Annotated in this window: 22 protein-coding genes; 18 read left to right on the top strand and 4 right to left on the bottom strand. The window is 47.1% G+C overall.

Annotated features, from left to right (window positions below):
* The first annotated feature begins 104 nt into the window (after positions 1 to 104).
* The 4 genes from tsaE to tsaD are packed head-to-tail and all read left to right on the top strand — an operon-like array spanning position 105 to position 2,655.
* The gene (gene tsaE / locus J4760_RS11420; protein ID WP_237605773.1) at positions 105 to 572 is read left to right on the top strand and encodes a tRNA (adenosine(37)-N6)-threonylcarbamoyltransferase complex ATPase subunit type 1 TsaE; all 468 of its coding nucleotides are present in this window, start codon (positions 105 to 107) and stop codon (positions 570 to 572) included.
* Complete coding sequence (gene tsaB / locus J4760_RS11425; RefSeq protein WP_237605774.1) at positions 553 to 1,209, top strand: tRNA (adenosine(37)-N6)-threonylcarbamoyltransferase complex dimerization subunit type 1 TsaB; 657 nt, start codon at positions 553 to 555, stop codon at positions 1,207 to 1,209. Before tsaE ends, tsaB begins: the two co-directional genes overlap by 20 nt.
* Entirely contained in the window at positions 1,185 to 1,640 is a 456-nt protein-coding gene (rimI, locus tag J4760_RS11430; RefSeq protein ID WP_237605775.1) for a ribosomal protein S18-alanine N-acetyltransferase, read from the top strand. The genes tsaB and rimI overlap by 25 nt, the downstream gene beginning before the upstream one ends.
* Positions 1,633 to 2,655 (top strand): tRNA (adenosine(37)-N6)-threonylcarbamoyltransferase complex transferase subunit TsaD, encoded by a 1,023-nt coding sequence (tsaD, locus tag J4760_RS11435; RefSeq protein ID WP_237605776.1) that lies wholly within the window; start codon positions 1,633 to 1,635, stop codon positions 2,653 to 2,655. Before rimI ends, tsaD begins: the two co-directional genes overlap by 8 nt.
* Before the next feature lie 270 nt (positions 2,656 to 2,925).
* Here the strand turns inward: tsaD and J4760_RS11440 are convergent, their stop codons facing one another.
* Complete coding sequence (locus J4760_RS11440) at positions 2,926 to 4,839, bottom strand: ABC-F family ATP-binding cassette domain-containing protein (RefSeq protein ID WP_237605777.1); 1,914 nt, start codon at positions 4,837 to 4,839, stop codon at positions 2,926 to 2,928.
* A 137-nt stretch (positions 4,840 to 4,976) separates the two neighbouring features.
* On the opposite strand from J4760_RS11440, the gene J4760_RS11445 reads away from it, so the two are divergent.
* From J4760_RS11445 to J4760_RS11470, 6 genes are all read left to right on the top strand, one after another.
* Positions 4,977 to 5,609: a redox-sensing transcriptional repressor Rex gene (locus tag J4760_RS11445; RefSeq protein ID WP_255695437.1), complete on the top strand. Its 633-nt coding sequence runs from the start codon at positions 4,977 to 4,979 to the stop codon at positions 5,607 to 5,609.
* Between the two features lie 40 nt (positions 5,610 to 5,649).
* On the top strand, positions 5,650 to 5,886 hold the full coding sequence (locus J4760_RS11450) for a twin-arginine translocase TatA/TatE family subunit (RefSeq protein ID WP_186365533.1): 237 nt from the start codon (positions 5,650 to 5,652) through the stop codon (positions 5,884 to 5,886).
* 54 nt (positions 5,887 to 5,940) lie between these two features.
* Positions 5,941 to 6,702, top strand: a complete 762-nt coding sequence (gene tatC / locus J4760_RS11455) for a twin-arginine translocase subunit TatC (protein WP_145288978.1) — start codon at positions 5,941 to 5,943, stop codon at positions 6,700 to 6,702.
* A 12-nt stretch (positions 6,703 to 6,714) separates the two neighbouring features.
* On the top strand, positions 6,715 to 8,184 hold the full coding sequence (locus J4760_RS11460; protein WP_237605778.1) for a glycoside hydrolase family 32 protein: 1,470 nt from the start codon (positions 6,715 to 6,717) through the stop codon (positions 8,182 to 8,184).
* A gap of 112 nt (positions 8,185 to 8,296) precedes the next feature.
* A complete protein-coding gene (locus tag J4760_RS11465; protein ID WP_237605779.1) occupies positions 8,297 to 9,133 on the top strand; it encodes a MurR/RpiR family transcriptional regulator in 837 nt (278 codons plus the stop codon).
* Between the two features lie 220 nt (positions 9,134 to 9,353).
* On the top strand, positions 9,354 to 10,439 hold the full coding sequence (locus J4760_RS11470) for a hypothetical protein (protein ID WP_145288969.1): 1,086 nt from the start codon (positions 9,354 to 9,356) through the stop codon (positions 10,437 to 10,439).
* A gap of 38 nt (positions 10,440 to 10,477) precedes the next feature.
* Here the strand turns inward: J4760_RS11470 and J4760_RS11475 are convergent, their stop codons facing one another.
* Positions 10,478 to 12,178, bottom strand: coding sequence for a M3 family oligoendopeptidase (locus J4760_RS11475; protein WP_237605780.1), 1,701 nt, complete (start codon positions 12,176 to 12,178; stop codon positions 10,478 to 10,480).
* 133 nt (positions 12,179 to 12,311) lie between these two features.
* On the opposite strand from J4760_RS11475, the gene J4760_RS11480 reads away from it, so the two are divergent.
* Positions 12,312 to 13,742, top strand: coding sequence for a phosphate--AMP phosphotransferase (locus J4760_RS11480; protein ID WP_237605781.1), 1,431 nt, complete (start codon positions 12,312 to 12,314; stop codon positions 13,740 to 13,742).
* Between the two features lie 63 nt (positions 13,743 to 13,805).
* Here J4760_RS11480 and J4760_RS11485 read toward each other — a convergent pair whose 3' ends face one another.
* Positions 13,806 to 14,054, bottom strand: coding sequence for an SDR family oxidoreductase (locus J4760_RS11485; RefSeq protein WP_255695454.1), 249 nt, complete (start codon positions 14,052 to 14,054; stop codon positions 13,806 to 13,808).
* Positions 14,055 to 14,224: 170 nt separating this feature from the next.
* Here J4760_RS11485 and J4760_RS11495 point away from each other — a divergent pair, with 170 nt between their 5' ends.
* The gene (locus J4760_RS11495) at positions 14,225 to 17,854 is read left to right on the top strand and encodes a S8 family serine peptidase (RefSeq protein WP_304621261.1); all 3,630 of its coding nucleotides are present in this window, start codon (positions 14,225 to 14,227) and stop codon (positions 17,852 to 17,854) included.
* 45 nt (positions 17,855 to 17,899) lie between these two features.
* Here the strand turns inward: J4760_RS11495 and J4760_RS11500 are convergent, their stop codons facing one another.
* Positions 17,900 to 18,652, bottom strand: a complete 753-nt coding sequence (locus J4760_RS11500; RefSeq protein WP_145288958.1) for a CPBP family intramembrane glutamic endopeptidase — start codon at positions 18,650 to 18,652, stop codon at positions 17,900 to 17,902.
* Positions 18,653 to 18,825: 173 nt separating this feature from the next.
* On the opposite strand from J4760_RS11500, the gene groES reads away from it, so the two are divergent.
* The 6 genes from groES to J4760_RS11530 all read left to right on the top strand — a co-directional run bounded on the left by groES (position 18,826) and on the right by J4760_RS11530 (position 26,071).
* Positions 18,826 to 19,110: a co-chaperone GroES gene (gene groES, locus J4760_RS11505; RefSeq protein WP_237605783.1), complete on the top strand. Its 285-nt coding sequence runs from the start codon at positions 18,826 to 18,828 to the stop codon at positions 19,108 to 19,110.
* A gap of 64 nt (positions 19,111 to 19,174) precedes the next feature.
* The gene (groL, locus tag J4760_RS11510) at positions 19,175 to 20,803 is read left to right on the top strand and encodes a chaperonin GroEL (protein WP_145288953.1); all 1,629 of its coding nucleotides are present in this window, start codon (positions 19,175 to 19,177) and stop codon (positions 20,801 to 20,803) included.
* A gap of 213 nt (positions 20,804 to 21,016) precedes the next feature.
* Entirely contained in the window at positions 21,017 to 21,295 is a 279-nt protein-coding gene (locus J4760_RS11515; RefSeq protein ID WP_237605784.1) for a hypothetical protein, read from the top strand.
* A gap of 205 nt (positions 21,296 to 21,500) precedes the next feature.
* Positions 21,501 to 23,768: a glycoside hydrolase family 3 C-terminal domain-containing protein gene (locus J4760_RS11520; protein ID WP_237605785.1), complete on the top strand. Its 2,268-nt coding sequence runs from the start codon at positions 21,501 to 21,503 to the stop codon at positions 23,766 to 23,768.
* A gap of 307 nt (positions 23,769 to 24,075) precedes the next feature.
* Complete coding sequence (locus J4760_RS11525) at positions 24,076 to 25,005, top strand: dihydrodipicolinate synthase family protein (protein WP_237605786.1); 930 nt, start codon at positions 24,076 to 24,078, stop codon at positions 25,003 to 25,005.
* Positions 25,006 to 25,060: 55 nt separating this feature from the next.
* On the top strand, positions 25,061 to 26,071 hold the full coding sequence (locus J4760_RS11530) for a LacI family DNA-binding transcriptional regulator (RefSeq protein ID WP_237605787.1): 1,011 nt from the start codon (positions 25,061 to 25,063) through the stop codon (positions 26,069 to 26,071).

A 26,071-nucleotide genomic window follows, 5' to 3' on the forward strand; every position in this document is an offset into this window, starting at 1 on the left:
GTACTAATACATAATTTAATTATGGATGCGATGAGCCGCATTGAGACCTTTACAGGTCTCTTTTTTTGTATAATCGGAGTATATGGTAGATGAGGTGGCATAATATGAAGTATAGTATTGAAATCAATGGTCTGAATGAAACTGAAAAGCTCGCCCGTACGCTTGCTGATAATATGGAGATGGGTACTGTAATTCTTCTATCCGGAGACCTTGGGGCTGGGAAGACGACATTCACCCAGTTCCTTGGCAGGTCTCTCGGCGTCAGAAGAAGAATGAGTTCACCGACTTTCAATATCATAAAGACATATCGTGGAGATCATACGATCCATCATATGGACTGCTACAGGCTTGAGGATAGTGATGAGGATCTTGGCTTTGATGAATACTTCAATGGCGAGGATATTACGATTGTCGAATGGCCTCAGTTCATTGAAGACTTTCTGCCTGATGAACATCTATCAATCCATATTACCGTTGCTGGTGAAGATGCGCGTGTTTTCAAGTTCACCTCATCCGGTATGAAATACACAAAAATACTGGAGGCGCTTGAACATGATTTCTCTTCTGATTGATACTTCCAACAGACCGCTGTCTGTCGCACTCAATAAAGACGGCTATTGCCTGGCAGAAATAAATACAACTGTAAAAAAGACGCATTCTGCTACAGTGATGGTCCATATCAGCCAGCTGTTTGATATGACCGGATATGAAAGAAAGGATATCGACCGTATCATCGTCGCACGCGGACCGGGTTCCTATACTGGTGTCCGCATCGGTGTCACTGTTGCGAAGACATTGGCGCATGCGCTCGGGGTGGATCTTTATTCCGTATCCTCTCTGGCTGTCATTACGGCATCAAGCAATAGGGAAGGTATACTGGCTCCGCTATTTGATGGCAGGAGGGGTAATGTATACAGTGCAGTCCATCGGGTGGAACATGATGAAATGGAAGAGGTTCTGCCGGCTGGATACAGATCCCTTGATGCATTGCTTGAGCATATGGAAGGCCATCAAGCGCATCAGCTGCTTCTGGATGGCGAGGAGAAGTTCAGTGAGAATGTCGCATCATTCCTCCATACAGTACCGCGTGTCAGTACCGTTGAAAAATATGGATCCATGCTGCGTCAGGAAGACATCCATAGTATGGTGCCTGAATATCTGAAAGTATCGGAGGCTGAGAAGAATTGGATGGAACGTACACAACCATAAGAAAAATGACGATTGACGACCTGGAAGCCGTGTATGAAATCGAATGTGCTTCCTTTCCTCATACATCATGGAATATTGAATCGTTCCTGAGAGAACTGACCGCCAACCAGTTCGCCTATTACTTTGTCATTGAAAAGGAAGGCAGCGTGGTCGGCTACTGCGGCATGTGGCTGGTCATCGATCAGAGCCAGATTACAACAATTGCCGTCAGCAGCGAAGAGCAGGGGCAGGGCTATGGCCATCAGCTGATGCAGCATGCCAAGGCATATGCAGGAAAGTCTGCAGGCATACTGTCACTCGAAGTAAGTGTAGATAATGATCGGGCAATGAAGCTTTATGAAAAGGAAGGATTCCTCTATGGAGGGATCCGCAAGGATTACTATGGACAGGGAAAGGATGCACATGTCATGTGGGTGAAGCTGGATGAATGAAGATGTCATTATACTGAGTATCGAGACGAGCTGTGATGAAACAGCATGCAGCCTCGTCAGAAACGGCAATGAAATACTGGCCAATGTCGTTGTCAGTCAGATTGAGAGTCATAAACGTTTTGGTGGTGTAGTACCGGAAGTCGCTTCAAGACACCATGTCGAAACCATAACAGTAGTGATTGAAGAAGCACTCGAGACGGCAGGCCTGACGCCAGCAGATCTATCTGCTGTGGCAGTGACTGAAGGTCCCGGGCTGATTGGGGCACTATTGGTCGGCATCAATGCGGCCAAGGCATTCAGCTTTGCCCACAATCTGCCTTTGATTCCCGTCCATCATATCGCAGGTCATATATATGCCAACCAGCTCGAGGAGGAGCTGCAGTTCCCACTCGTCTCCCTCATCGTCTCCGGCGGTCATACCGAACTGATCTACATGAAAGATCACATGTCCTTTGAGGTCATCGGGGAAACGAGGGATGATGCGGTCGGTGAAGCATACGACAAAGTTGCCAGGGTCATCGGACTGCCGTACCCTGGTGGTCCTCATATCGACCGTCTCAGCAAGGAAGGCGAGGATAGCTTCAACTTTCCAAGACCCTACCTTGAACCCGGCAGTTACGATTTCAGCTTCAGCGGTCTGAAGTCTGCGGTGATCAATACACTGCACAACCATAGGCAGAAAGATCTTGAAGTGAAGGATGCGGATGTAGCAAGAAGCTTCCAGGAGAGCGTCATTGATGTACTGACTAAAAAGACAATGCAGGCAGTAGCGGACTATGAAGTTGAAAATCTGATCATAGCAGGTGGTGTGGCAGCCAACAGCGGACTCCGGGCACAATTTGAAGAGCTCTGCCAGGAGAACGATATAAAACTCAGCATTCCTGCTTTGAAATATTGTACCGATAATGCGGCAATGATCGGCGCTGCAGCTTATCATCTCTACAATAATAAGGCATTCGGTGGTCTCGACCTGAATGGCAGAAACTATATTGATATAGAAGAATACAGCATTTAAAAAGGCAATCCCTCACCGGGATTGCCCTTTTTCTTTGGATATGGAACATCTGTTTCGATGCGGGTTGTGGATAACTTGTTGATAATATTACTGAAAGCTTGCCTTAAGGCCAGCACCCTGGGGATATAAGTGTGTACAGATTTGTGGATAACTTGTTTATTTTGTGGATGAAACCCGCAAACCCCTGATGCAGAGCACTTCTCATTGTGTATAGAGCTGTGTATTCCATCCATTGCTACTGATACAAGAAAAGGAATATATGTTCGCATCCTATACTTCTTCAATCTGCTCCTCGAGCGCTTCCCATTCCAGCATCTGCTGTTCGAGTGCCTCTTTCCGATCATTCAGCTGCTGGTCGTATTCGGACGCCTTCTCGTAGTCCCCGTATACTTCAGGTTCGGCCAGCTTTTCTTCAATCTGCGCAATCTCCTCTTCCAGTTCAAGGATGCTTTCTTCCATTCTGGCTGCACTGCGTTTCAGTTTCTGCATCTCATTCCGCTTCTGCTTCTGATGCCGGTAGTCCAAATCATTCTGCTCGACCGGCTGGCTGCTTTCCGCCTGGATGGTGAGTGAGGCCTGCTCATCCTTCTTATGCCGGTAGTAGCTGTAATCTCCATTATAGACCTGGACATGCTGCTGATCCATTTCGACAATCTTGGTAGCGATGCGGTCGATGAAATAGCGGTCATGCGAGACGAACAGGATGGTACCAGGGAAATTCTGCAGTGCAGCTTCAAGCACTTCCTTGCTGTCTATGTCGAGGTGGTTGGTCGGCTCATCGAGAATGAGCAGATTGTTCTTCTCGAGCATCAGCCTAGCAAGCTGTATGCGGGCCTTTTCTCCGCCGCTCAGGTCATTGACGCTTTTCAGTACCTCCTCCTGGGTGAACAGGAAGCGTCCAAGCACCTTACGCACGTCGCTTTCGTTCATTTCGGGGTACTCATGCCACAGTTCTTCCAATACATTCCTGTTGGAAGTGAATTCCGCCTGCTTCTGGTCGTAGTAGCCGATCGAGACATTTGTACCATAGATGATTTCCCCGTCGTGCCGCGGCAGTTCCTTGGCGATCGTCTTTACAAGTGTGGACTTGCCGATACCGTTCGGACCGATGATGGCGAGCCGGTCCCCCTTGTCGACATTCAGACTGATGCCGCTATTCAGTGTCTCCTCATATCCGATGGCGAGCGATTTGATTCTCAGCACATCATTGCCGCTCTCACGCTTTATGTCAAAGGAGAACCGTGCACTTTTGCGGTCGATCATCGGCGTCTCCATACGATCCATATGCTCAAGCTTCTTGCGTCTGCTTTTTGCCATATTGCTCGTGGAGGCTCTCGCTATATTTTTCTCAACAAAGGTCTCAAGCTGCCTGATCTCCTTCTGCTGGTGTTCATATGCTTTCACCTGAAGGCTGAAGTTCTTCTCCTTCTCTTTGACATACTTCGTATAGTTGGTGTGGTAGAGTGTTCCTCTGTGCATCTCCACTTCAAAGATCTTATCCACCGTCCGATCGAGGAAGTAGCGGTCGTGGCTGATGATCGCGATTGCGCCTGTAAAGCTGTTCAGATACTGTTCGAGCCATGCCACCGTCTGCATATCCAGGTGGTTGGTCGGTTCATCGAGCAGCAGCAGGTCGGGCTTCGACAGCAGCATCTGTCCGAGCGCGAGCCGTGTCTTCTGACCACCTGAGAACGCATCGACATTGCGATCAAGATCACTGCCGGAAAAGTTGAGGCCGGTGAGCACGGTCTTGATCTGGGCATCGATCGTGTAGCCGCCCTTTGATTCGAAAGTGTTCTGCAGCCGATCGTATTTTTCCAGCTGGTCGCTGTATGCCGGATCCTCGTAGTCATGTGCTGCCAGCCATGCGGTGGTGGCATTCATCTCCTCCTGGGTGCGCAGCAGCCCGGCAAAGGGCCGCATCATTTCATCACGGACGGTCTGGGATGACTCCAGTGTCATCTGCTGGGTGAGATAGCCGATCGCGATGCCTTTCGGCGTCGTGATCCGGCCGTCCTCGACACCGAGTTCACCCGCCATCATCTTCATCAGCGTCGTCTTGCCGGCGCCATTCTTGCCGACGATGCCGACGGTTTCACCTTTTTTTATTTCAAGATTTATATTTGAAAAAATCCGGTCTGTACCGAAAGATTTCCCTACATTTCCTAATTGCATTACTATCATATGAATTCCCCCACTTCATTCAATTTTACAACAAACAAGTCAAAAAAACGATGAAATTAAGTGACAATGACTACACTACGAAAATGGAGATATGCTATAATATACCGACAGAGTGCAATAGAAGAGGTGTGGGACATTTGAACAGTAAAAAGAAAATCCCAAACGCAACAATGAAACGTCTCCCTTTATACTATAGATTTTTCAAAAATGCCGAGAAGACCAGTGTAGACAGAGTTTCCTCAAGGGAAATCAGCGAAGCACTGGATATCGATTCAGCCACAATCCGGAGAGACTTCTCCTATTTTGGTGAACTTGGCAGGAAGGGCTACGGCTACAACGTCAAGAGCCTATTGAATTTCTTCATGGAGCATATCCAGGGTAATGAAGTGAGAAATGTGGCAATCATTGGAGCGGGCAACCTGGGCAGTGCATTATTAAACTACAAATTCAGCAGCATAAATGATAGAATGAATGTGGTAGCTGCTTTTGATAGTAATGCTCAGATTGTCGGGACATCCATCAATGGCACGACAGTATATCATTCGGATGAGCTTGAGGATCTGATCAGTAGACATAGCATAGATGTTGCGATACTCACGCTGCCGGCAGAAGTCAGCCAGGATATGGCTGAACGTCTGGTGGAAGCTGGCATCAAAGGCATACTCAACTTCACACCGATCAGATTGAATGTAAGTGATGAAATCTATGTCCATAATATAGATTTGAGCGTTGAATTGCAGGCACTATTCTTTTATATGAAACATATCTAGGAGGGATACTATGCTCGAAACATTAATGCCGGTGACACTGATGGCAGTAGGCCCGACAAGTATGATCGTAATTGCTGTTGTAGCATTGATCATATTTGGACCTAAAAAATTGCCGCAGTTCGGACGCGCGATGGGTTCCACTTTAAGAGAGTTTAAAGATGCAACCAAAGGTCTCGCCACTGACGACGATGACGACGAAGACGACAACGATAGAAAGAAACAACCGAAGAAAATCGAAACAGTCGAAGTCGAAAAAGTTGAAGAAACTAAAGCATAAAGGTATGAAGAGGTGGCGGAAGCCACCTTTTTTTTAAAGAGGTGAAAATGAAGTATGAACGACTCGGAAAAAAGGGAGATCACCGAGCATCTGGATGAATTGAGGAAGCGGCTGCTGATTGTCATGTACTTTTTTGTCGGCGCCCTGGTCATCGGATTCTTCCTGTCCAAACCACTGATCTACCAGATGCAGAATGCACCGTGGACGGAGACGATCCAGATGCACGCATTCCAGGTGACCGATCCCCTGAAGATATACCTGATGATCATCATTGTCATCGGATTTGTCATCGTGCTGCCGGCGATACTCTACCAGCTCTGGGCATTTGTCTCCCCGGGGCTGTACAGTAACGAAAGAAAGCTTACTTTGGGCTACATACCGATTGTCATGGTACTCATGCTGCTCGGTATGGCTTTTGGCTACTTTATTCTTGTACCCTATATCATCCAGTTCACTTTTGAACTGTCCGAGGAGATGGGGATTGAGAACACCATCGGAATCAACCAGTATTTCGGCTTCCTGTTCAGGACGGTACTGCCGTTCGGTGTCATATTCCAGATGCCGATTCTTGTACTTTTCCTGACGCAGCTCGGCCTTTTGACACCGGCATTTCTCAAGCAGAACAGGAAATACGCCTATTTCATCCTGCTGGTGGTTGCGGCACTCGTTGCACCGCCGGATGTAATGACACATATACTGCTTACCATACCGATGATCATTCTTTATGAAATCAGCATCTACATTTCCAAAATCGGCTATCGCAGACATCTGAAAGCAGAGCAGAAAGCATTAGAAGAATCATTGGATTCCGACTAGGGGGTATTCCAGGTGAAATTCGATCCGGATGCCAGAGCATCTCTGGCGCTTGATGGCAGCAGTGAAAAATGGACAGGCCAGATTGACAGGACACAGGAGAGCCCATGGCGGCAGAAGTATCATATCCAGCCGCCTGCAGGCAGCATGGATGCGCTTGATGGCTTCATATACCATGAAGGCAAATATCACATCCTGTACCAGTGGGCGCCCTTCTGGACAGAGGGCAGAAAGTATCTGTACCACGTCGTATCGGATGATCTTGCCATCTATCATAATCGCGGAATAGTCGATGCATTACCGGACGGAGCCGATTCAGGCTCCGCTTCTGTAATGGATGGTATGCACGTGTATCATACAGTGATGGACGGCGGCATACCACTCCAGCAGCATACGGCATTCAGAGAAGAAGCGGGGCATCTCCGTCCATATCGGACATCACCCATCATAAAAGGTGCGCCGAAAGGCTATGGACCGATTGTGAAAGATCCGAAAGTGTGGAAAGAAAATGGAAGATATTGTATGATAATGGGGGCGGCTACCCAGGATGACTTCGGCCGTGTGCTCTATTTTACCGGCACGGGCACTGAAGCATTCGATTACATAGGCGAACTTGAAACTGAGCTGGATCAGTTCGGTTTCATGTGGGAGTCACCCGAGCTGTTTGAACTGGATGGGCACCATGTCCTCATGTTCTGTCCGCAAGGACTCGACAAGTATCAGCACAGCTACTGGAACATCTACCAGTCCGGCTATATCCTCGGCAGTGCGGACCTCGACAAGCGGGTGATGTCGCATGGCGACTTTCATGAACTGGATCAGGGTTTCGACTTCTATGCGCCAAAGACGACGTGTGACGCTTTTGGCAACCGTTACATCATCGGATGGATGGGGATGAAGGAGACGGTCTACCCGACAGATGGCGCATGGTCCCACTGCCTGACGCTGCCCCGCAGGCTGTCCATCGAAAATGGTGTTCTGAAGCAGCGGCCTGCAGCGGCCCTGGCAGATCTGAGAACGGATGAAATGACGGCAGAAGGCTATTTCGATCATCGTCCGAAGAAGATGAAGGACTTCTATGGGGACAGCTATGAGCTGACGATGGATGTACTTGAAAATTCGGCGACACAGATATACATCAATCTGAGAGTGAGCAGACGGGAGCAGACGAGCCTGATCTATGATGCAACTGCAGGCACGCTCACCCTTGATACGACTTTCAGCGGCGAAATGCCGGAAAATGTCGATGGGACTGTGAGGACGGCGAAGCTCGATGCACCCCTTTCCAAACTCCGGATATTCGTTGATGTTTCAAGTGTTGAAATTTTCATCAATGACGGAGCGGCTGTCATGACAGCACGCATATTCCCTTCGGAAAAGGCGAGAGGCGTGGAATTATCCACAGAAATGGGCAGCTGTCATGTCAGAATGTTCCGTTACGAAATGCAGCCGCTGGCGTCCAATCCGATCATCCATATGAAATAGAGGAACCGGATTTCAGAATTTGCACATAATATTGTTTCAATTCCGCTTATAATCGATTGAGTATTCTGTTATTATAAACTTACATACGGTAAGGGTGAGAGGAGAAGTGGATATGTTTTCGGTACTGAGTCAGATTCGCAAACGTTATGAATATATGACACCTGTAGAGCAGCGGATTGCAAATTTCATGTTGGACAATCCTGCCAAAGTCATCAATATGCCTGTCAAGGACATCGCAAGAAACAGTGATACAAGCGATGCAGCCATTGTCAGATTCTCGAAGAGAATCGGGCTTGCAGGTATTAAAGAGCTGAAAGTCGAACTCGCCAAGGAGCTCCATACACTTGAAAAGGAAAATATATCAAGGGTCATCGATCTCGAGCATGATACCCATAAGGATATTTTCGATAAGGTGTTCAAAAATACGATACAGGCGCTCTACAACACGGAAAAGATCGTCAATCGGGACACCATGAAGGAAGCGGCACAGCTTTTCGCCAAGTCCGACAACACGTTCATATTTGGACTTGGAGACTCCGCCAATGTCGGGAATGAACTGGAGCAGAAGCTACATAGAGTCAATATCAATGCTTTCTTCACTTCGGACAAGTACCTCTGCATGACCCGGCTGTCGAATGCCAAGGAAAATGATGTCCTGTTCCTCATCACCCTGTCCGGCAAGACCAAGGAAGTCGTCGAAGTAGTGAAACTTGCAAAGAAGCTTGGGGTCAAGACCGTCATACTGACACAGAACCACGCTTCCATAGCGAAGCGCAATGCCGATATCGCAATAGAAATCACCGAGGAAGAAACAAACATACAATATATGAACATGACAAGCCGGGTGGCCCAGCTCGTGATCTGTGATGTCCTGTTCTTCTATATTTGCCGGGAACTTGGTTCCTCGGCGTATGAGACCATCATCAAAACCTACGATGTCACCCACTGATCTCCTTTCAAAGTGAAAGGAGATTTTTTTTATTCCATGTAAATATTTCTGATACAAAGTTACCTTTTTGAAACATTACTGAAATATTTCCCAGTAATAAGGCACCAGTATTAAGGTTATGTAACAACTCGGATATTCGGTGGATACCCCCGTGTCATTCTAATATAATGATGATTATTGAAAGTGACTAAAAATGGTAAAGCCTGATGGGGGAGTCATATTGAAAAATAAAATCATGAAGAGTAGTATCGCATCCCTGTTGATCGCATCTACCATATTCATAACCGATATAGACGCAGTAGTCCATGCAGAAGAGCCGGAGGCAGCGGAGACTTCGGAAACAGTCGTTACGAACGAAAACGTACAGATGGAAAATAGTGAGGAAGCACCAGCAGAAAGCACAGAGATGCCGGTTGCGGAGGAAGAGACTACTGAACCATCAGCAGAAGCGGTGGAGGAGGACGTTCTTGTCAGTTCCACGCCGGAAAATACGGATGAAGATCAGATCCGTGAAGCGGCAATCGAAGCGCATAGTGAAAATGATGAAAGTGATGAGGCACCGCCTGCATTGCATGAAAGCCAGGAGAGCGATGCACCTGCCGAGCCATCTTCAGAACAGCCGGAAACGCCACCTCTCCCAACGGAAGAGGAAAGCACCGTCGCACCGGAGCCGACTGAAGAGGCGACGAGTGAACCGGTCACTGAAGAAGCGCCGACGACGGAACCGACTGAAGAAGCGCCGACAGCCGAGGAGACGATTGAAGAGACGAACCAGCCTCCGACAGTCGAAGTACCCGTTCAGGAAAGTGAAGAACCTGCAGCGGATGAGCCGGTCATGGAACCAGTGGAACCTTCAGTGGAAGTGCCGGCACAAGAACCTGAAAAGGATGACAATGGTTTTGTGCCGTATCCGGAAGCCCCTGAAGCGGAGCATACCTCTGTGGATCCGGAACCATCCGAACCACCGGCTGCTGAAAAGAAGAAATATTTCCGATACGACTATGGCAATATTCTGGAAGGCATATCGCTCAGACCCGGTGCATCAGAAACGGAGCTCGGTCTTCTGGATAAGCGGGTCAATCGCCTGATGTCGGCGCGGATCATGGAAGAATCAGAAGTGGATGAAGCAGTCATATATGAAATAGAGGAAAAAGTAAAGAACGAAGAAGGGGTAACTGCTTCAACCTCACGTGAGGAACTGCCAAATACGGGCGAGACGACCTACACTTTCCTATACGGAACTGTACTATTCATTTCAGGTGGCATACTGCTCTGTATCATGAGGAAACCGAAGCACAATAAATAGACATGGAAATGCCCCATTCAATGAATGGGGCATTTCTTCTATAGTACTTTATCGTCGATTGAATTCAGGTAGCTTTTGACTTCTTCCACTACGGATTCGAGGCATCCGTCTTCAAACGGAGAGGTCAGGTTGGCTGATTGTGCCAAGGCATTGAATGGCAGTGAGCCACCAAGCTTGCATAGTTTGACATAGTCCGCCCATGCCGCTTCGAAGTCTTCATTTGCACGCTTCCAGAACTGTAGCGCACAAACCTGCGCGAGCGTATAGTCGATATAGTAGAACGGTACACCGAATACGTGGCCCTGCCTGTGCCAGAATGCACCGCTTGAAAGCGGCTCGATACCATCGTAGTCACGGTGCGGCAGATACTTGTCCTCAAGTTTCTGCCACTCCTGACGACGCTGCTCTGGTGTGAGCTCCGGATTTTCGTAGACTACATGCTGGAACTCGTCTATGGCGACACCATAGGGCAGGAAGGAGATATTGTCCGCCATGTGCGTGAACTTGAACTTGTCCGTATCCTCCTTGAAGAACAGATTCATCCAAGGGTAGGTGAAGTACTCCATGCTCATTGAATGGATCTCTGCCGCTTCCAGTGTCGGGAACTGGTATTCCGGCACTTCGAATCCTCTCGACATATAGCTCTGGAACGCATGGCCGGCCTCATGGGTCAGTACAGTCACATCGTCCAGCGTGCCATTGAAGTTCGAGAAGATGAACGGGGATGCATGGTTCGGAATGAATGTGCAGTATCCGCCGCCCTCCTTGCCTTTCTTGGCTTCCACATCAAACAGTTCGCGTTCTCTCATGAATGTATAGAATTCGTCCGTTTCAGGAGACAGCTCACTGTACATCTTCGCACCATTCTCAAGGATTTCCTCCGTATCGCCCTTCGGTGTTGCGTTGCCTGTGACAAAGTCGAAGGATTCATCGTAGGATTTCAGTTCCGAAAGGCCGATTCTTTTGCGCTGCCTTTCCTTCAGTTCCGTAACGAGCGGCACGACATGCTCGGCCACCTGGCGCCTGAAGTTCTCCACCATATCACGATCGTAGTCGATCCGGTTCATGCGGATATAGCCGAGTTCGACAAAGTCCTTGTATCCGAGCGCCTGTGCAATCTGATGGCGTGTCTTGACAAGGTCATCATAGATCTGGTCAATCTTATCCATCTGTTCTCCCATGAAGCCCTGTACAGCCTCAGTCGCGCCTTTTCTCATGCCGCGGTCCTTATGCTGGGCATAGGGGCCGAATTCGGACAGATTGAGCACCTTGCCGTCGAATTCGATTTCAGCCGAAGCCATGAGCTTCGAGTACTCGGAGTCGAGCTTGTTCTCCTTCTGAAGCAATTCTTTTACTTTCGGGTCGAATCCTTTGATCGCATTTTCAGCCAGGGCGAACAGCTGCTTGCCGTATCTTTCTTCAAGAGCATCTCTATATGGACTTGAAGAGATTGCCTGGTAGTATTTATGATCAATCTCCTGGATCATCGGCCCGTATTCATCGAAGAATGTTCTTTCCTGATCGTAGAACTCATCCTTTGTATCAATGGAAGCACGTATGTAGGTCAGCGTACTCATCGTCGACAGGTAGTTGAAATGGGTATTGAGTCTGTCGATGACCTCACCTTGTGCCTCAGCAGAATCCTTTATCTTGAACTCTTCGAGCAGTGCGTCCACTTCGGATGATATTTTTTCAAGATCCGGTCTTTCGTATTCATAGTCTTTAAAAGTATGTACCATGTTCATCCCCCTAAAAGTTATATACATCTTCATATTATCATATTCATCTGAAATGCACCTCAAGTTTACAATATGTTCAGATTATTTGACTTGTGGGTAGAGATAGGAGATGAAACGTAAAGGGAGAGATGACATGGTAGAGACAGATGAGATGCTCGAGAACAGAATTGGAGAAATGACAAGGAAGACTAAGGAGATGGGCATTCCGCTCATGATTGTGATTGAAGGGGCGCCGGCTTCCGGTAAATCCCGCCTGTCGAACGCACTGTATATGGCACTCGATGCCAAATACACGGATTTCATGGCCACCAGACCGCCGCGGGACATCGATCTCAGGTATCCTTTCCTGCAGCGCTACTGGAACCATCTGCCGAAGAATGGGGACATCAATATCCATTTCAGAAGCTGGTATGCGCAATACATCGAATACAAGACGAATGACGTGCGTGAAAATGTCAAAGTGGACTATCGGGAGATCAGGCAGGATATCGACCATTTTGAGCAATCGCTGATGAATAACGGCTACGAGATCATCAAGCTCTATGTGCAATCGACGGAAGAAGTGCGAAACCGGCATATTGAAAAGCTCAGAGCGAACCCTGTGCTGAAGTGGAAGGCAGAGGAATTTGCGGAACGCCTGAGCAAGATTGACTATGAAAATGAAATGAAGCAGTTTCTGGATGCACCGACGGACTGTCCGTGGACGGTGATCGACTTCGAAGATAAGGGCGGGGCGATCAATACGCTTTACAGCACCATCATAGAGCGTCTTGAGAAGCGGGTGAAAAAGGAATTGCACAAGGAGACACCGAAAGTGGACGGGGAGTTCACCGCGGACTATCAGCCCGAGTTCTTCAATTTCGACTTCGAAAAAGAAAAGATCAGGAAAAAGGAATATAAGGAGATCCTGCCTGACCTGCAGTCGAGGATGCGGGAGATCCAGTTCCAGCTCTATGAGCAGAAGATTCCACTCGTCATTGTATACGAAGGCATGGATGCTGCCGGCAAGGGGGGCAATATCAAACGCATCCGGGAGAGTCTCGACCCGACCGGGTATACGGTCAATGCGACCGGAGCGCCGACCGATATGGAACTGGCACACCACTACTTATGGCGATTCGCCATCGATACGCCAAGAAGCGGGCATATCGGCTTCTTTGACCGCAGCTGGTATGGCAGAGTGCTTGTGGAACGCATCGAAGGATTCGCGTCGAATAAGGAATGGAAGCAGGCATATGAGGAAATCAACCACTTTGAGAAATCATTGTATAATTCCGGTGCGGTCATTGTGAAGTTCTTCCTGTCACTCGATAAGGATGAACAGCTGGAACGCTTCAATGACCGGCAGGATGATGAGGACAAGCAATGGAAGCTGACCGATGAAGACTGGAGAAACCGCGAGAAGTGGGACCTGTATGTGCAGGCGGGTGAAGATATGGTGCGTGAAACCAGTACTGACCATGCACCGTGGCATGTCATCGCCGGCAACAATAAGAGATATGCGAGAATCACGGCGCTCAGAAAAGTGATCGAAGCGTGTGAAGCACGCCTCGACAACAGCTGAAGCGACAATATGTAAAAGGCTTGAAGTAGGATGTCCAACTTCAAGCCTTATTTATGCATCTGCCTAAGGCAGACTCAGTTGTGTCATCCTGCCGCCATCGACAGTGTAGATCTGACCGGTGACGAATGCCGCTTCGTCTGCTGCAAGGAAGGCGACGAGTGCAGCGACTTCTTCCGGCGCGCCGCTGCGGCCGATGGTCTGCCCGATGCCTGAGCGTCCGCCCGTCACCAGTGCGACCTTATTTTCAAAACGATTCATTTGTTTTGTCATTATAAGAACTCTCTTTATTGATCTATGTACCCTGATTGCCAGCCTTCTCTACATTACTTTTATCATAAATATGGATAGGAACCAAACAAGCATGCAAAGCGGGGGTGGCAAAAAATAGTTATTGCACCATTTTGGAAAAATGTATATTCTATAAAAGAACTGTTTAATTTTTGAAAATTTAAATAGTTCATAATAAATAGGGGGATTGAGAAATGCATTCATTTAAACGGATTTTTCTTCTATTCACAGCACTTCTCCTGGTATTCAGTGCGTTCGGTACGGAAGTACTGGCCAACGAACTGGGCAAGCCGGAACGTTCGCCATCATTGGACGAAACGCATTTTGAACAGTATCAGAACGTGCAGAGCCAGCTGGATATTCTTACGGGTGAGGCACAGCTTGGTGAGAGTCTAAAGGACAAGGAAGGCAACGTGAATGTCATTGTGCATTACAGGGAACCTTCTGTCGGACTCCAAAAGGGGATTGTACAATCACAAGGGAAAAAATGGTCTGGACTTGATGCAGAAAAAGTCAGGCAGAAAATAGAGAAACAGCAGCGTCAGGCTGAACACAGTATGCGGAATAAGAATATCAATTTTTCCAAAGGCAATACATATACTACTGTGCTGAACGCCGAATCCATGACGGTTGCAGCAGAAGATCTTGAAAAACTGCTGGAAGTTGAAGAAGTGGCACTGGTAGAAGAGGACTATTTTGTCCAACTTGATCCAGAAGTCGGCACAGACCACAGTGAGAATATTGAAGGTGTGTCGGATGTATCTGATGAAGATATAGAACCGAACTACATCGCAGGCATCACGCACCTTGATATACCGAAAGTATGGGAACTCGGCAATCGTGGCCAGGGCGTGAAAGTGGGCGTCATCGATACAGGCATAGACTACAATCATCCCGATCTCGCTGATGTATACCAGGGTGGCAGAAACTATGTGAATGGTACGGACTACCTGGTGGAAAGGCCGTCGGATGATCCTTACGAAACAAAACCTGAAGAACGTCCGGAAGGTCTGCCGGAATATGATGACCGTGGCAATTCCTACTGGACGACACACGGTACACATGTGGCCGGAACAATCGCCGCGCAGGGTAATAATGATTACGGCATGATTGGTGTGGCACCGAACGTCGATCTCTATGCCTACCGTGCACTCGGTGCATACGGCAGTGGCTATACATCCTGGATTGTCGGCGCAATTGAAGGCGCGGTACAGGATGGCATGGACGTCATCAACCTGTCCCTCGGCAATACGCTGAGTGATGAAAGCCAGGCAAACTCCTTTGCCTTGAATAACGCCATGCTGCTCGGTACAACAGCTGTAGCAGCAACCGGAAACTCGGGTCCCGAGAGATCGACAGTCGGCGGACCGGCCACAAGTACGATGGCAATCAGTGTCGGCAATACGACTTTGCCTGAGCAGAGGGTGGCATCGAATGTCACACTTGAAGCAGGCAGTTTTTCGGAGACGCTTGATGCAAACTTCATGGCATTCATGATCGGTACGCATCCACAGGAAAGCCTTGAAGACACGATGGAAGTCGTCAATGTCCCGGGCGTCGGCAATGCTGCGGATTTCGAGGGCATCGATGTTGAAAATAAAATGGCACTGATCCAGCGCGGTGAGATTGCATTCGTCGATAAGATTGCGAATGCACGCAGTAACGGTGCCCGAGGTGTCATCATCTACAACTCTTCAGACGGTACGAATGCACCAGGACCGGTGGACATCTTCCTAGGTACGGCATTCGACTATGTTCCGACACTTGATATTTCGCATACAGTTGGTGCGGAATTTGCAGCCGCAATAGACGGGGCGGGCAACGGCAGCGTCACTTTCAACAGTTTTGAAGATTCGCTTTCAGCCGGTGATGCGGTAAATGACTCCTCTTCAAGAGGACCATCCACGCCGAACTTTGATATCAAACCGGATATTTCAGCACCAGGAACGAATATCTTGTCCACCATTCCTGGATTCGAGGCCTCGGGCGACTATTCCAGAGCTTATTCACAGTACACAGGCACTTCCATGGCGACACCGCATGCAGCAGGCATCGCGGCACTGCTCATCGAACTGCATCCGGAATGGACACCGTTTGATGTGAAGTCTGCAATGAGCAACACGGCGAAAGTACTCGATACGTCACTCTATGATGTATTCGCACAAGGTGCAGGACTGGTTCAGCCGTATGCTGCAGCAACGACGAACACACTGATCAAAGTGCCGCATGAATCCACAATGGATGGCGAAACACACAGCCATACACGCGGTACGATGTCCTTCGGTTTTGTCACTCCGGGTGGATCTGCCCAGGCGGTGACGAAGGATCTCATCATTGAAAGCAATTCCGGTGAGACATACAGCTTTGATGTCGTTACTACAAAAGCACCGACAGGATCGATGGCTGGTGCGACACTGACGCCAGGTACACAGTCGGTGACAGTGAACGGAACCGAGACGGTCCAGTTTACATTGAATGTACCGGCAGGTGTTGAAGAACCAGGCAACGAGTTCCTCGGCTATATCAATGTAACAAGCGGCTCCGGTACGTACTCGGTACCTTTTGCGGTCGGTTTTGCGCCACCGATGCAGCAGGGATTCGCAGAACTCTATCTGAACGACTACCATATGTCTCCGAATGGAGATGGCGTACAGGATGAAACAAGCGTCTATGCGGCCTTCCATAATCCACAGCAATTGACAGCATTCAGCTGGTTTGATCTGCTCAACCCGTCATCCGGGCCGAATGCAGACGGATACATCGGCGACTTTGCTTTTGTTGAAGGAATCGAGTCATCCATCACAGTGCCTGTGAACGGCGAGATGTATAATATTGAAAATGGTGGATACGTGTATTCCGAAGTGCCTGATGGCGTATATACGATAGATGCCATTTCACAGCATGAAGGTGGCACGGAACTCCAGTACGATGGACCATTGTTCGTCAAACGCAACGTGGCACAAGTGGTGGAACCAGCCGTTTCCGGTGGCATCATCCGAGCCGGCATCGAAGACCTCTATATCGAGGTGCTTCCGGTACTTGAGGAGATGTACGGCATGACGTATGACCCGAACACATATATCAGTGGCACCTACCAGCTGTCAAATGGTGAAAGTACCGAGGAAGGTGCGGTCGCAATCGGTGCCGATGGCACATTGTCACTCGACTTCTCAGGCTATACGGGTGTGCATCATCTGACACTCGATTTCACCGATGCAGCCGGCAACAGCGGCACATATGTCTATACGGTCAATTTCGATGAAAACACAATTACAGAAGGCGAAGCGGAACTGCCTGAAGAAGAGGCACCGGGCAGCACTGCTTATGAACTGACGTCAGCGGACATCGGGGATGGCATCACAAGAAACAACATCAAGGATATCCACGTGACAGTACCTGAAGCAAGCATAGAAGACGGATCTGCCTCCATCAGAATTTCGAATGATCTGATCACGCAGTTTGCACAGATGCGCAAAAACAAGACGGTCGTACTGAACGTCGGCGGTTCAGCAGTCCAGCTGACGGTCCAGAACTTCCAGCAGTTCACAGCGTATGATGCGGTTGAAGTCGATATCCTGCGTACACCAGGCACTGAAGTACATCATGTCAGTGATATTTACGAAGTCTTGCTCAGAGGCATCACCGATGATGGAACAGAGACCATCACCACGCTCGATTCCGCGATGAGCGTGATGATCGAATCACCTGGCAGACACTTCGACGTATATGATATTGCAGCCGACACCATCGTCAAATCGAAATACAACAAGAAGCAGCAGGTCATACAGACGACAGTACCATCCTCATATGTCGTTGTAGAATAGAAAAATCCATCCGGGAGATCCCGGATGGATTTTCGTTTTATAAGGCTAGAACATCAGGCTCAGTATGGCACCCGCTGTGCTGCGTATCTGCTCAAGCTGTTCGATATAGTCCTTGAACATCAGCTGGAGCAGGACGACGAGCCCATTCATCAGCATGTGGACAAGAATAGGCACAAGCAGCCTGCCGCTCATGACATAGAGGAAGCTGAATGTATAGGCCATGGTGACGTAGATGAGGATATGCGTCAGATCCCAGTGGGCCAGTGCGAAAATGAGTCCGCTGACCAGGCCGGCAACAAGGAAACCGATGACTTTGGAACCTGGGATCATTTCATATATTTCAGCAAAGATGGCGCGTCGGAATACATACTCCTCAAGGATCGGACCGAGCAGCGCCACCACAAGAATCATGAATGGTGCCGATTCGATCATCTCTATGATACTGTTCGTGTTTTCACTCTCTATCGGGTTGCCGAGAACTTGTGTATTGATGAGTCCGGCAACAATCTGTGAACCGTAGGCAAGGACGAGACCACCGACCACCCAGGCGATTGTCACAGGGATATCCGACTGCGGGCCGCGCTCGATTCGGTTCTTGTTCTTATGCAGCCTGCCGATGATGATGACGATGATGACACCGAGCGCAAAAGCGGCCGCCTGATACGGCATGACCTGATCCAGAAGTTCCGCTTCGGTAATCGAAGGGTTGGTGAAGGCCAGGACGATTGAAACCGGCAGTACAGCGAGCTGGACTGCGATGAATACAACGATGATTAGAGCACTATATAACTTTCTCAAAGTAAACCCTCCATTTTCCAATACAGCTATTCTACCCTAAAAATTAAAGTGGTTAAAGCAAATAGATATCACTTGCAATATTGACCAACTTTGATTATTATTTAATTGTTAGCACTTCGAATGTATGAGTGCTAAATCTAATGATATTTGTACTATTAAAGGAGGGTTTTCACGTGTTGAAACCATTAGGCAACAGAGTCGTCATCGATCTGACGCAAAAGGAAGAAACGACAAAGAGCGGTATCATCCTGACTGAATCCGCAAAGGAAAAGCCACAGGAGGGCACTGTCGTCGCAGTCGGTTCAGGAAAAGTATTGGAAAATGGCAAACGTGCTGAAGTTGAAGTCAAAGAGGGCGATCGCGTCGTCTATTCCAAATTTGCCGGTACCGAGATCAGACATGATGACAAGGACTATTTGATTCTTGCAGATTCCGACATTCTGGCTGTAATCGAATAACCGCATCCAATAAAAATACGCACAAAGCATTAGATTTAGATTTGTATAGGAGGAATGATTGAAAATGGCTAAAGAACTTAAGTTTTCTGAAGATGCACGCCAGTCCATGCTCGCTGGTGTAGATAAATTGGCAAATGCCGTAAAAGTGACACTTGGACCGAAAGGACGCAACGTCGTTCTAGACAAATCCTTCACTTCACCACTGATCACCAATGACGGTGTGACCATCGCAAAAGAGATCGAACTTGAAGATCCATACGAAAACATGGGTGCCAAGCTGGTTGCCGAAGTGGCGAACCAGACGAATGAAATTGCCGGTGACGGTACGACGACAGCAACAGTACTCGCCCAGGCAATGATCCAGGAAGGCCTGAAGAATGTAACAAGCGGTGCCAATCCCGTAGGTATCAGATCCGGTATCTCAAAAGCTGTGGAAGTGGCAGTGGAAGAGCTGAAGAACATTTCCCGTCCGGTCCAGGACAAGGAATCCATTGCACAGGTTGGTGCAATTTCAGCTGCAGACCCGGAAGTTGGCGAATACATTTCAGAAGCAATGGAGAAAGTCGGCAATGACGGCGTCATCACAATCGAAGAATCCCGTGGCTTCAAAACAGAACTTGAAGTCGTTGAAGGCATGCAGTTCGACCGCGGCTACACGTCCCCTTACATGGTGACGGACTCCGAGAAGATGGTCGCAGACCTCGACAACCCGTATATCCTGATTACAGACAAGAAGATCTCGAACTTCCAGGATATCCTGCCGCTGCTCGAGCAGATCGTCCAGCAGTCCCGTCCGGTACTCATCATTGCAGATGACGTTGAAGGCGACGCAATGGCGAACCTCGTACTGAACAAACTGCGCGGCACATTCACTGCAATCGCAGTCAAAGCACCAGGCTTCGGCGATCGCCGCAAAGCGATGCTCGAAGACATCGCAGTGCTCACTGGCGGCCAGGTCATCACTGAAGACCTCGGACTCGATCTGAAAGACGCAACAGTCGATATGCTCGGTACAGCATCCAAAGTCAATGTGACCAAAGACAACACAACAGTGGTTGAAGGTGCAGGCGAGAAGACGAATATCGAAGCACGCATCGGTCAGATCAAATCCCAGATCGAAGAGACAGCATCAAGCTTCGATAAGGAAAAACTGCAGGAGCGCCTGGCGAAACTTTCCGGCGGCGTTGCAGTCATCAAAGTCGGTGCCGCAACCGAAACAGAGATGAAAGAACGCAAGCTCCGCATTGAAGATGCACTGAACTCCACACGCGCCGCTGTCGAAGAAGGCATCGTAGCCGGTGGGGGTACAGCACTCGTCAACATCTACAACAAAGTATCCGAAATCGAAGCAACAGGCGATGTGAAGACAGGCATCAACATCGTACTGAAAGCACTCGAAGCACCACTCCGTCAGATCGTTGAAAACGCTGGCCTTGAAGGTTCCGTCATCGTGGAACGCCTCAAGACACAAGAAGCAGGCATCGGCTTCAACGCAGCAACTGACGAATGGGTGAACATGATCGACGAAGGCATCGTGGACCCTACAAAAGTCACACGTTCCGCACTGCAGAACGCAGGATCCGTTGCAGCCATGTTCCTCACAACAGAAGCAGTCGTCGCAGACATTCCAAATGAGAATGGCGGCGGAGACATGGGTGCCGGCATGGGCGGCGGCATGCCAGGCATGATGTAAATAAATTTAATAAGTAAGGATATGACAGGGCTCTCAGGAGGCCTGTCATATTTTTTTGAGTACAAGCTTTTTATGATACTGCTGAAACTCACCGAATCTGCCTTATTTTTTTGGTGTTCTGGAATGGTGCTTCAATTTACATTTATAGGATTGTCTGTTTGAATTTAGATAAGATTAGAAATAGAGGAGATGTAAAAAATGGAGGATCGAATTATGAAAATACTCAGTTTGATCATTGGTATTTTCTTTTTTGCTTTCTATATAGTTATCATTGACGGCATATTTTATAACGGTAGTTACTTGGATTTCCCCTATATACTACTTACCATCTACTTTTTCATTTCAATCTTCACTTTACCTCTAGTCAGCCTGGAGGCAGGGGAAGCTACGAAAGATAAAAGTGTTTTTATTTCCAGTTATTCCTTGATTGGAGCATATCTGATTTCGCCTGTCTGGGTCGCATCAAAGTTTTTTAAAAGCAAAGGAAGTTAGGGGCATACAATAGCAGGGTTCATATGCTACATTTGATAACATTATTTCTCAAATACTCGAGCAGTTATGAAGAATTTAGAGCTGTATTTACATATAATTACATTTATATAGAGACATCTCATTCCAAAGTTTTTCGTACGATGAAGCAGTATCATCTATGCTAAGGTAGAAGCGTCATTTGAAACAGAACATAGGAGGAATTGTAATGTCCGAGAAAATCAAAGACATATTGAGCCGGATGACTCTGGAAGAGAAAGCTGAAATGTGCTCCGGCGCTGATTTCTGGAACTTCAAAGGTATAGAGCGACTGGGTGTGCCTTCCATTCTGGTTACTGATGGTCCTCATGGTCTGAGGAAGCAGGAGGAAGGGGCGGATCATCTGGGTTTGAACGACAGTGTTCCTGCGACTTGTTTTCCTTCTGCTGCAGGACTTGCAAGCACGTGGAACCGCGATCTTTTGAAGGCGGTGGGACGGACTCTCGGAACTGAAGCGCTTGCTGAGAAAGTCGGGGTGCTTCTAGGTCCGGGTGCAAATATAAAACGCTCACCACTGTGTGGTCGTAATTTTGAGTACTTTTCTGAAGATCCCTATCTATCCGAAGAACTTGCTGCGAGTCATATCAGTGGCCTCCAGGAGAAGGGCGTCGGTGGATCCCTGAAGCATTTCGCGGTCAACAACCAGGAGCATAGACGCATGTCTACTGATGCGGTTGTCGATGAGCGTACATTACGTGAAATCTATCTCGCGAGCTTTGAAGGGGCTGTTAAAAAAGGTCAGCCATGGACAGTGATGAGTGCCTATAATAAGGTTAATGGCACATTCGCTTCTGAAAACCATAGGCTGCTGACCAAAATCCTCAGGGAAGAATGGGGATTTGATGGCATCGTCGTCTCCGACTGGGGTGCAGTCAATGAGAGAGTAGCGAGTCTCAAGGCTGGTCTTGAACTGGAAATGCCGGGTACTTATGGCATCGGAAAGAAAAAGATAATGAAAGCCGTCGAAAATGGAGAGCTGGAAACAGCACAGCTGGATCAATCCGTGGAAAGACTGCTTGAACTGATTTTCACAGTTGCAGAGCATCAGAAGGAAGATGTGTCCTTTGATAAAAAAGTACATCATAGCTTTGCAAGTGAAGTGGCAGCTGAAAGCATGGTGCTTCTGAAGAATGAAGATGATATGCTTCCGATATCCAAGGAAAAGGATCTCGCTGTCATCGGTGCATTGGCAAGAAAGCCGCGTTACCAGGGTGGAGGCAGTTCGAACATCAATCCGACCGAGCTTGATGATATATATGACGAATTATGCAGAGATAATACAGCACAAGTAAGTTACTCTGAAGGTTATGGACTGGGAGGCGATGAGGCGGATGAGTCGCTGCTGGAGGAAGCGAAGATGCATGCTACAGAAGCGGAGGCAGCGGTACTGGTCCTTGGTCTGCCGGATGCATACGAGTCGGAAGGATACGACCGCACGCATCTATCACTGCCTGAGAACCAGCTTCGACTGATCGAGGCAGTGTCCGAAGTCCAGTCGAATATCGTTGTCGTACTGAGTAATGGTGCACCTGTAGAGATGCCATGGCTGTCCAAAGTCAAAGCTGTACTTGAAGGATATCTCGGTGGACAGGCTCTCGGTGGTGCTATTGCCAAGCTGCTCTATGGTGATGTGAACCCGAGTGGTAAACTTGCCGAAACATTTCCGATGAAACTCGAAGACAATCCTTCATATCTGAACTTTCCAGGTGATGGTGACAGAGTCGAATATAAGGAAGGCATCCATGTGGGCTACCGCTACTATGTTAAGAAAAAGATTGAGCCACTATTTCCTTTCGGATATGGCTTGAGCTATACAACATTCGAATATGCAAATCTTGAAGTGGAAGAACCAGAAAATGGCGACTACCATGTAAAGGTCTCTGTGGATGTTAAGAATACAGGAGAACGGGCTGGTAAGGAAGTTGTGCAGCTTTATGTAAAAGACATTGAAAGCATCATATCACGACCTGAAAAGGAATTGAAAGGTTTTGAGAAGGTGCATCTGGAGGCGGGTGAAACGCAGACAGTCAGCTTCAATCTCGACAAACGTTCCTTTGCCTTCTACGATGTTGAAATTGAAGACTGGCGTGTAGAAGGCGGAGAATTCGAGATTGCTGTCGGGTTATCTTCAAGGAATCTTAGACTTTCAGAAACAGTCACTGTAGAAGGTAGCCATACGAAAGAAGAAAAAGTGCATCGCAATACGACCATCGGTGATCTGATGAAAAATCCAAAGCAGGCAGAAATCATCAAGGGAATGATGGCACAGATGGATACACCACTTACACAAAATATGGATGACAGCAGTGATATGGGTGATATGATGGAAGCCATGATGAGATACATGCCATTACGTGCACTTTCGAACTTCAGTGAAGGCAAGTTCCCGGAAGAAGCACTGCAGCAGGTTATTGATGAGCTGAACAGTGCAAAATAAATCCTAAGAACAAACAAAATGCTTTGTAAAAACAGGTAGCCTACCCTGAAATTGAAGGCAATTCAATTTCAGGGTGGACTATTTTTTAATAAACTTTTGAAGCCATTTATGTATTCATGCACCAACTTAAGTTTCTGAAAAATATAAATTTTATAAATGTAAGGGGTTGCAAAATAAGAAAAGCAACTTTATAATGATGTTGAAACGTTTCACTATTTGTATGTATATAATTTAAGATATAAGATTTCTAGCTTATTAATCAGCGATTTAATTAGTGAAACGATTCATTTAGAAAAGGAGTGTAAGTATGAAAAGACTCTATGGAGTAACAACCGCTATGGTCACGCCAATGACAGCAGATCAGAACATCGATATGGAAGGTGTTGAAAAGCTAACGGATTTTTTAGTAGATAAAGGAGTTGATTGTCTCTTTCCTTTAGGAACTACTGGGGAAATGTTTAAGCTTACGATTGAAGAAAGAAAAAAAATTGCAGAAAAAGTTATCGATTCAAACAAGGAGCGTCTTACCGTTTTTATTCATGCAGGAGGAATGACTACAAAAGACACTCTCGAACTAGCTCGGCATGCTCTCCAAACAGGTGCAGATGGCATTGGTGTTGTTTCCCCGGTATTCTTCGGTGCGAATGATGTGGAGATTAAAAACTACTATAAGGAAATATCTTTTGCCCTTCCTGATGACTTTCCGATATACCTTTACAACATTCCTCAACTATCGGGGAACGATTTAAGCGTTTCTGTAGTAAAAGAATTGGCTGAGGAATGTACAAACATCGTCGGATTGAAGTACAGTTATCCAGATTTTCCTAGGCTGAATGAATACTTGAACGCTACGCCAGAAGATTTTTCAATTCTGACCGGGGCAGATGGACTGTTTCTTCCTGCTATGGCGATGGGTTGTGACGGTGTCGTTTCCGGTGTTTCAGGAGTCTTTCCAGAGCCATTTGTAAAGGTATATGAGTTGTACAGCAACAGTGAATGGGAAGAGGCAAGAAAGATGCAGGCCTCAGCTAATGAAGTTATTTCCATACTAAAAGCCGGAGCAAATATGTCCTACTTCAAAAAAGGATTGGATTTGAGAGGGCTTAAGGGCGGTTCTGTGAGAAATCCTCAACAAAATATATCTTCACAAGAAGAATTTCAATTGAAAGAACAACTTAATCAATGGATGCATGAGAACAGTAATATCAATTTAAGCAAACAAAAGTTTGAAGTATAATCTTTTCCGTGTTTTTATAGAGGCCTTAGAACAATAAAAACCCGGAGGTATTAAGATGAAAAAAGTCACCATAAGAGACGTGGCTGAACATGCAGAAGTATCAGTAGGTACCGTTTCTAAAGTTATCAATAATAAAGGATATATAAGTAAACAGGCACGGCAAGTTGTACTTGAGTCTATACAGGAGCTTGGATACAGTGTAAATGCCAATGCCCGTAGCCTTAAAACATCGAAGTCCAACAAAATAGCTGTACTTATATCGGATATCTCAAACCCTTACTTGATGTCTATTGCTAAAGATGTAGAGGAAATGATTCGATCTCTTGATTCCCACATGATACTTCTTAGCCACAGTGACGACCCTGAAATAGAGAGGTCTTCTTTGAAAGTTATAATGGAGCAACAGGTAGATGCTCTTGTAATTATTCCTACTGGACAGAACAAGGATATGATTGAAGCTATTCAAAATATGAGTATCCCTGTTATAGCCATTGACCGCCAAGTGGATGGTGTGGCTACTGATTTAATTGTGGACGATAACTTTTACGGTTCATATGAATGTATTAAGTACTTAAGTTCTCTTGGTCACAAGCGTATAGGAATCATTTATGGTCATGAAAGAAATTCTATTGGACGAGAAAGATTGTATGGAGCAATTGAAGCGATAAAAGAATATAATCTCGACGAAGAAACGTCTCTCCTCCAAGAGGCTGACTTTAAAGAAAACTTTGCATACCGAGCCACAATTGAATTACTTATGCATCCGAATCCACCTACTGCTATCTATTCATGTAATAACACAATGACTAAGGGAGTACTTAAAGCTTTAAGAGATCAAGATAAACAAATACCAACTGATATTTCTGTTATAGCTTTCGGTGACAGCGAACAATGGGAATTAATTGAACCCAAGCTGACTTTAATGACACAACCAATGAAAAGAATTGGTATGGAGTCTTCTATTCTGCTAAAAAATCGATTAGTTCTCACCGAGAATTATGAATTACAACATAAAGTGATGAAACCTTTATTGATTGAAGGTAAATCATGCAAATCTATTAAATAA

Source organism: Salinicoccus sp. ID82-1, from assembly GCF_021991715.1.
Classification (GTDB): domain Bacteria; phylum Bacillota; class Bacilli; order Staphylococcales; family Salinicoccaceae; genus Salinicoccus; species Salinicoccus cyprini.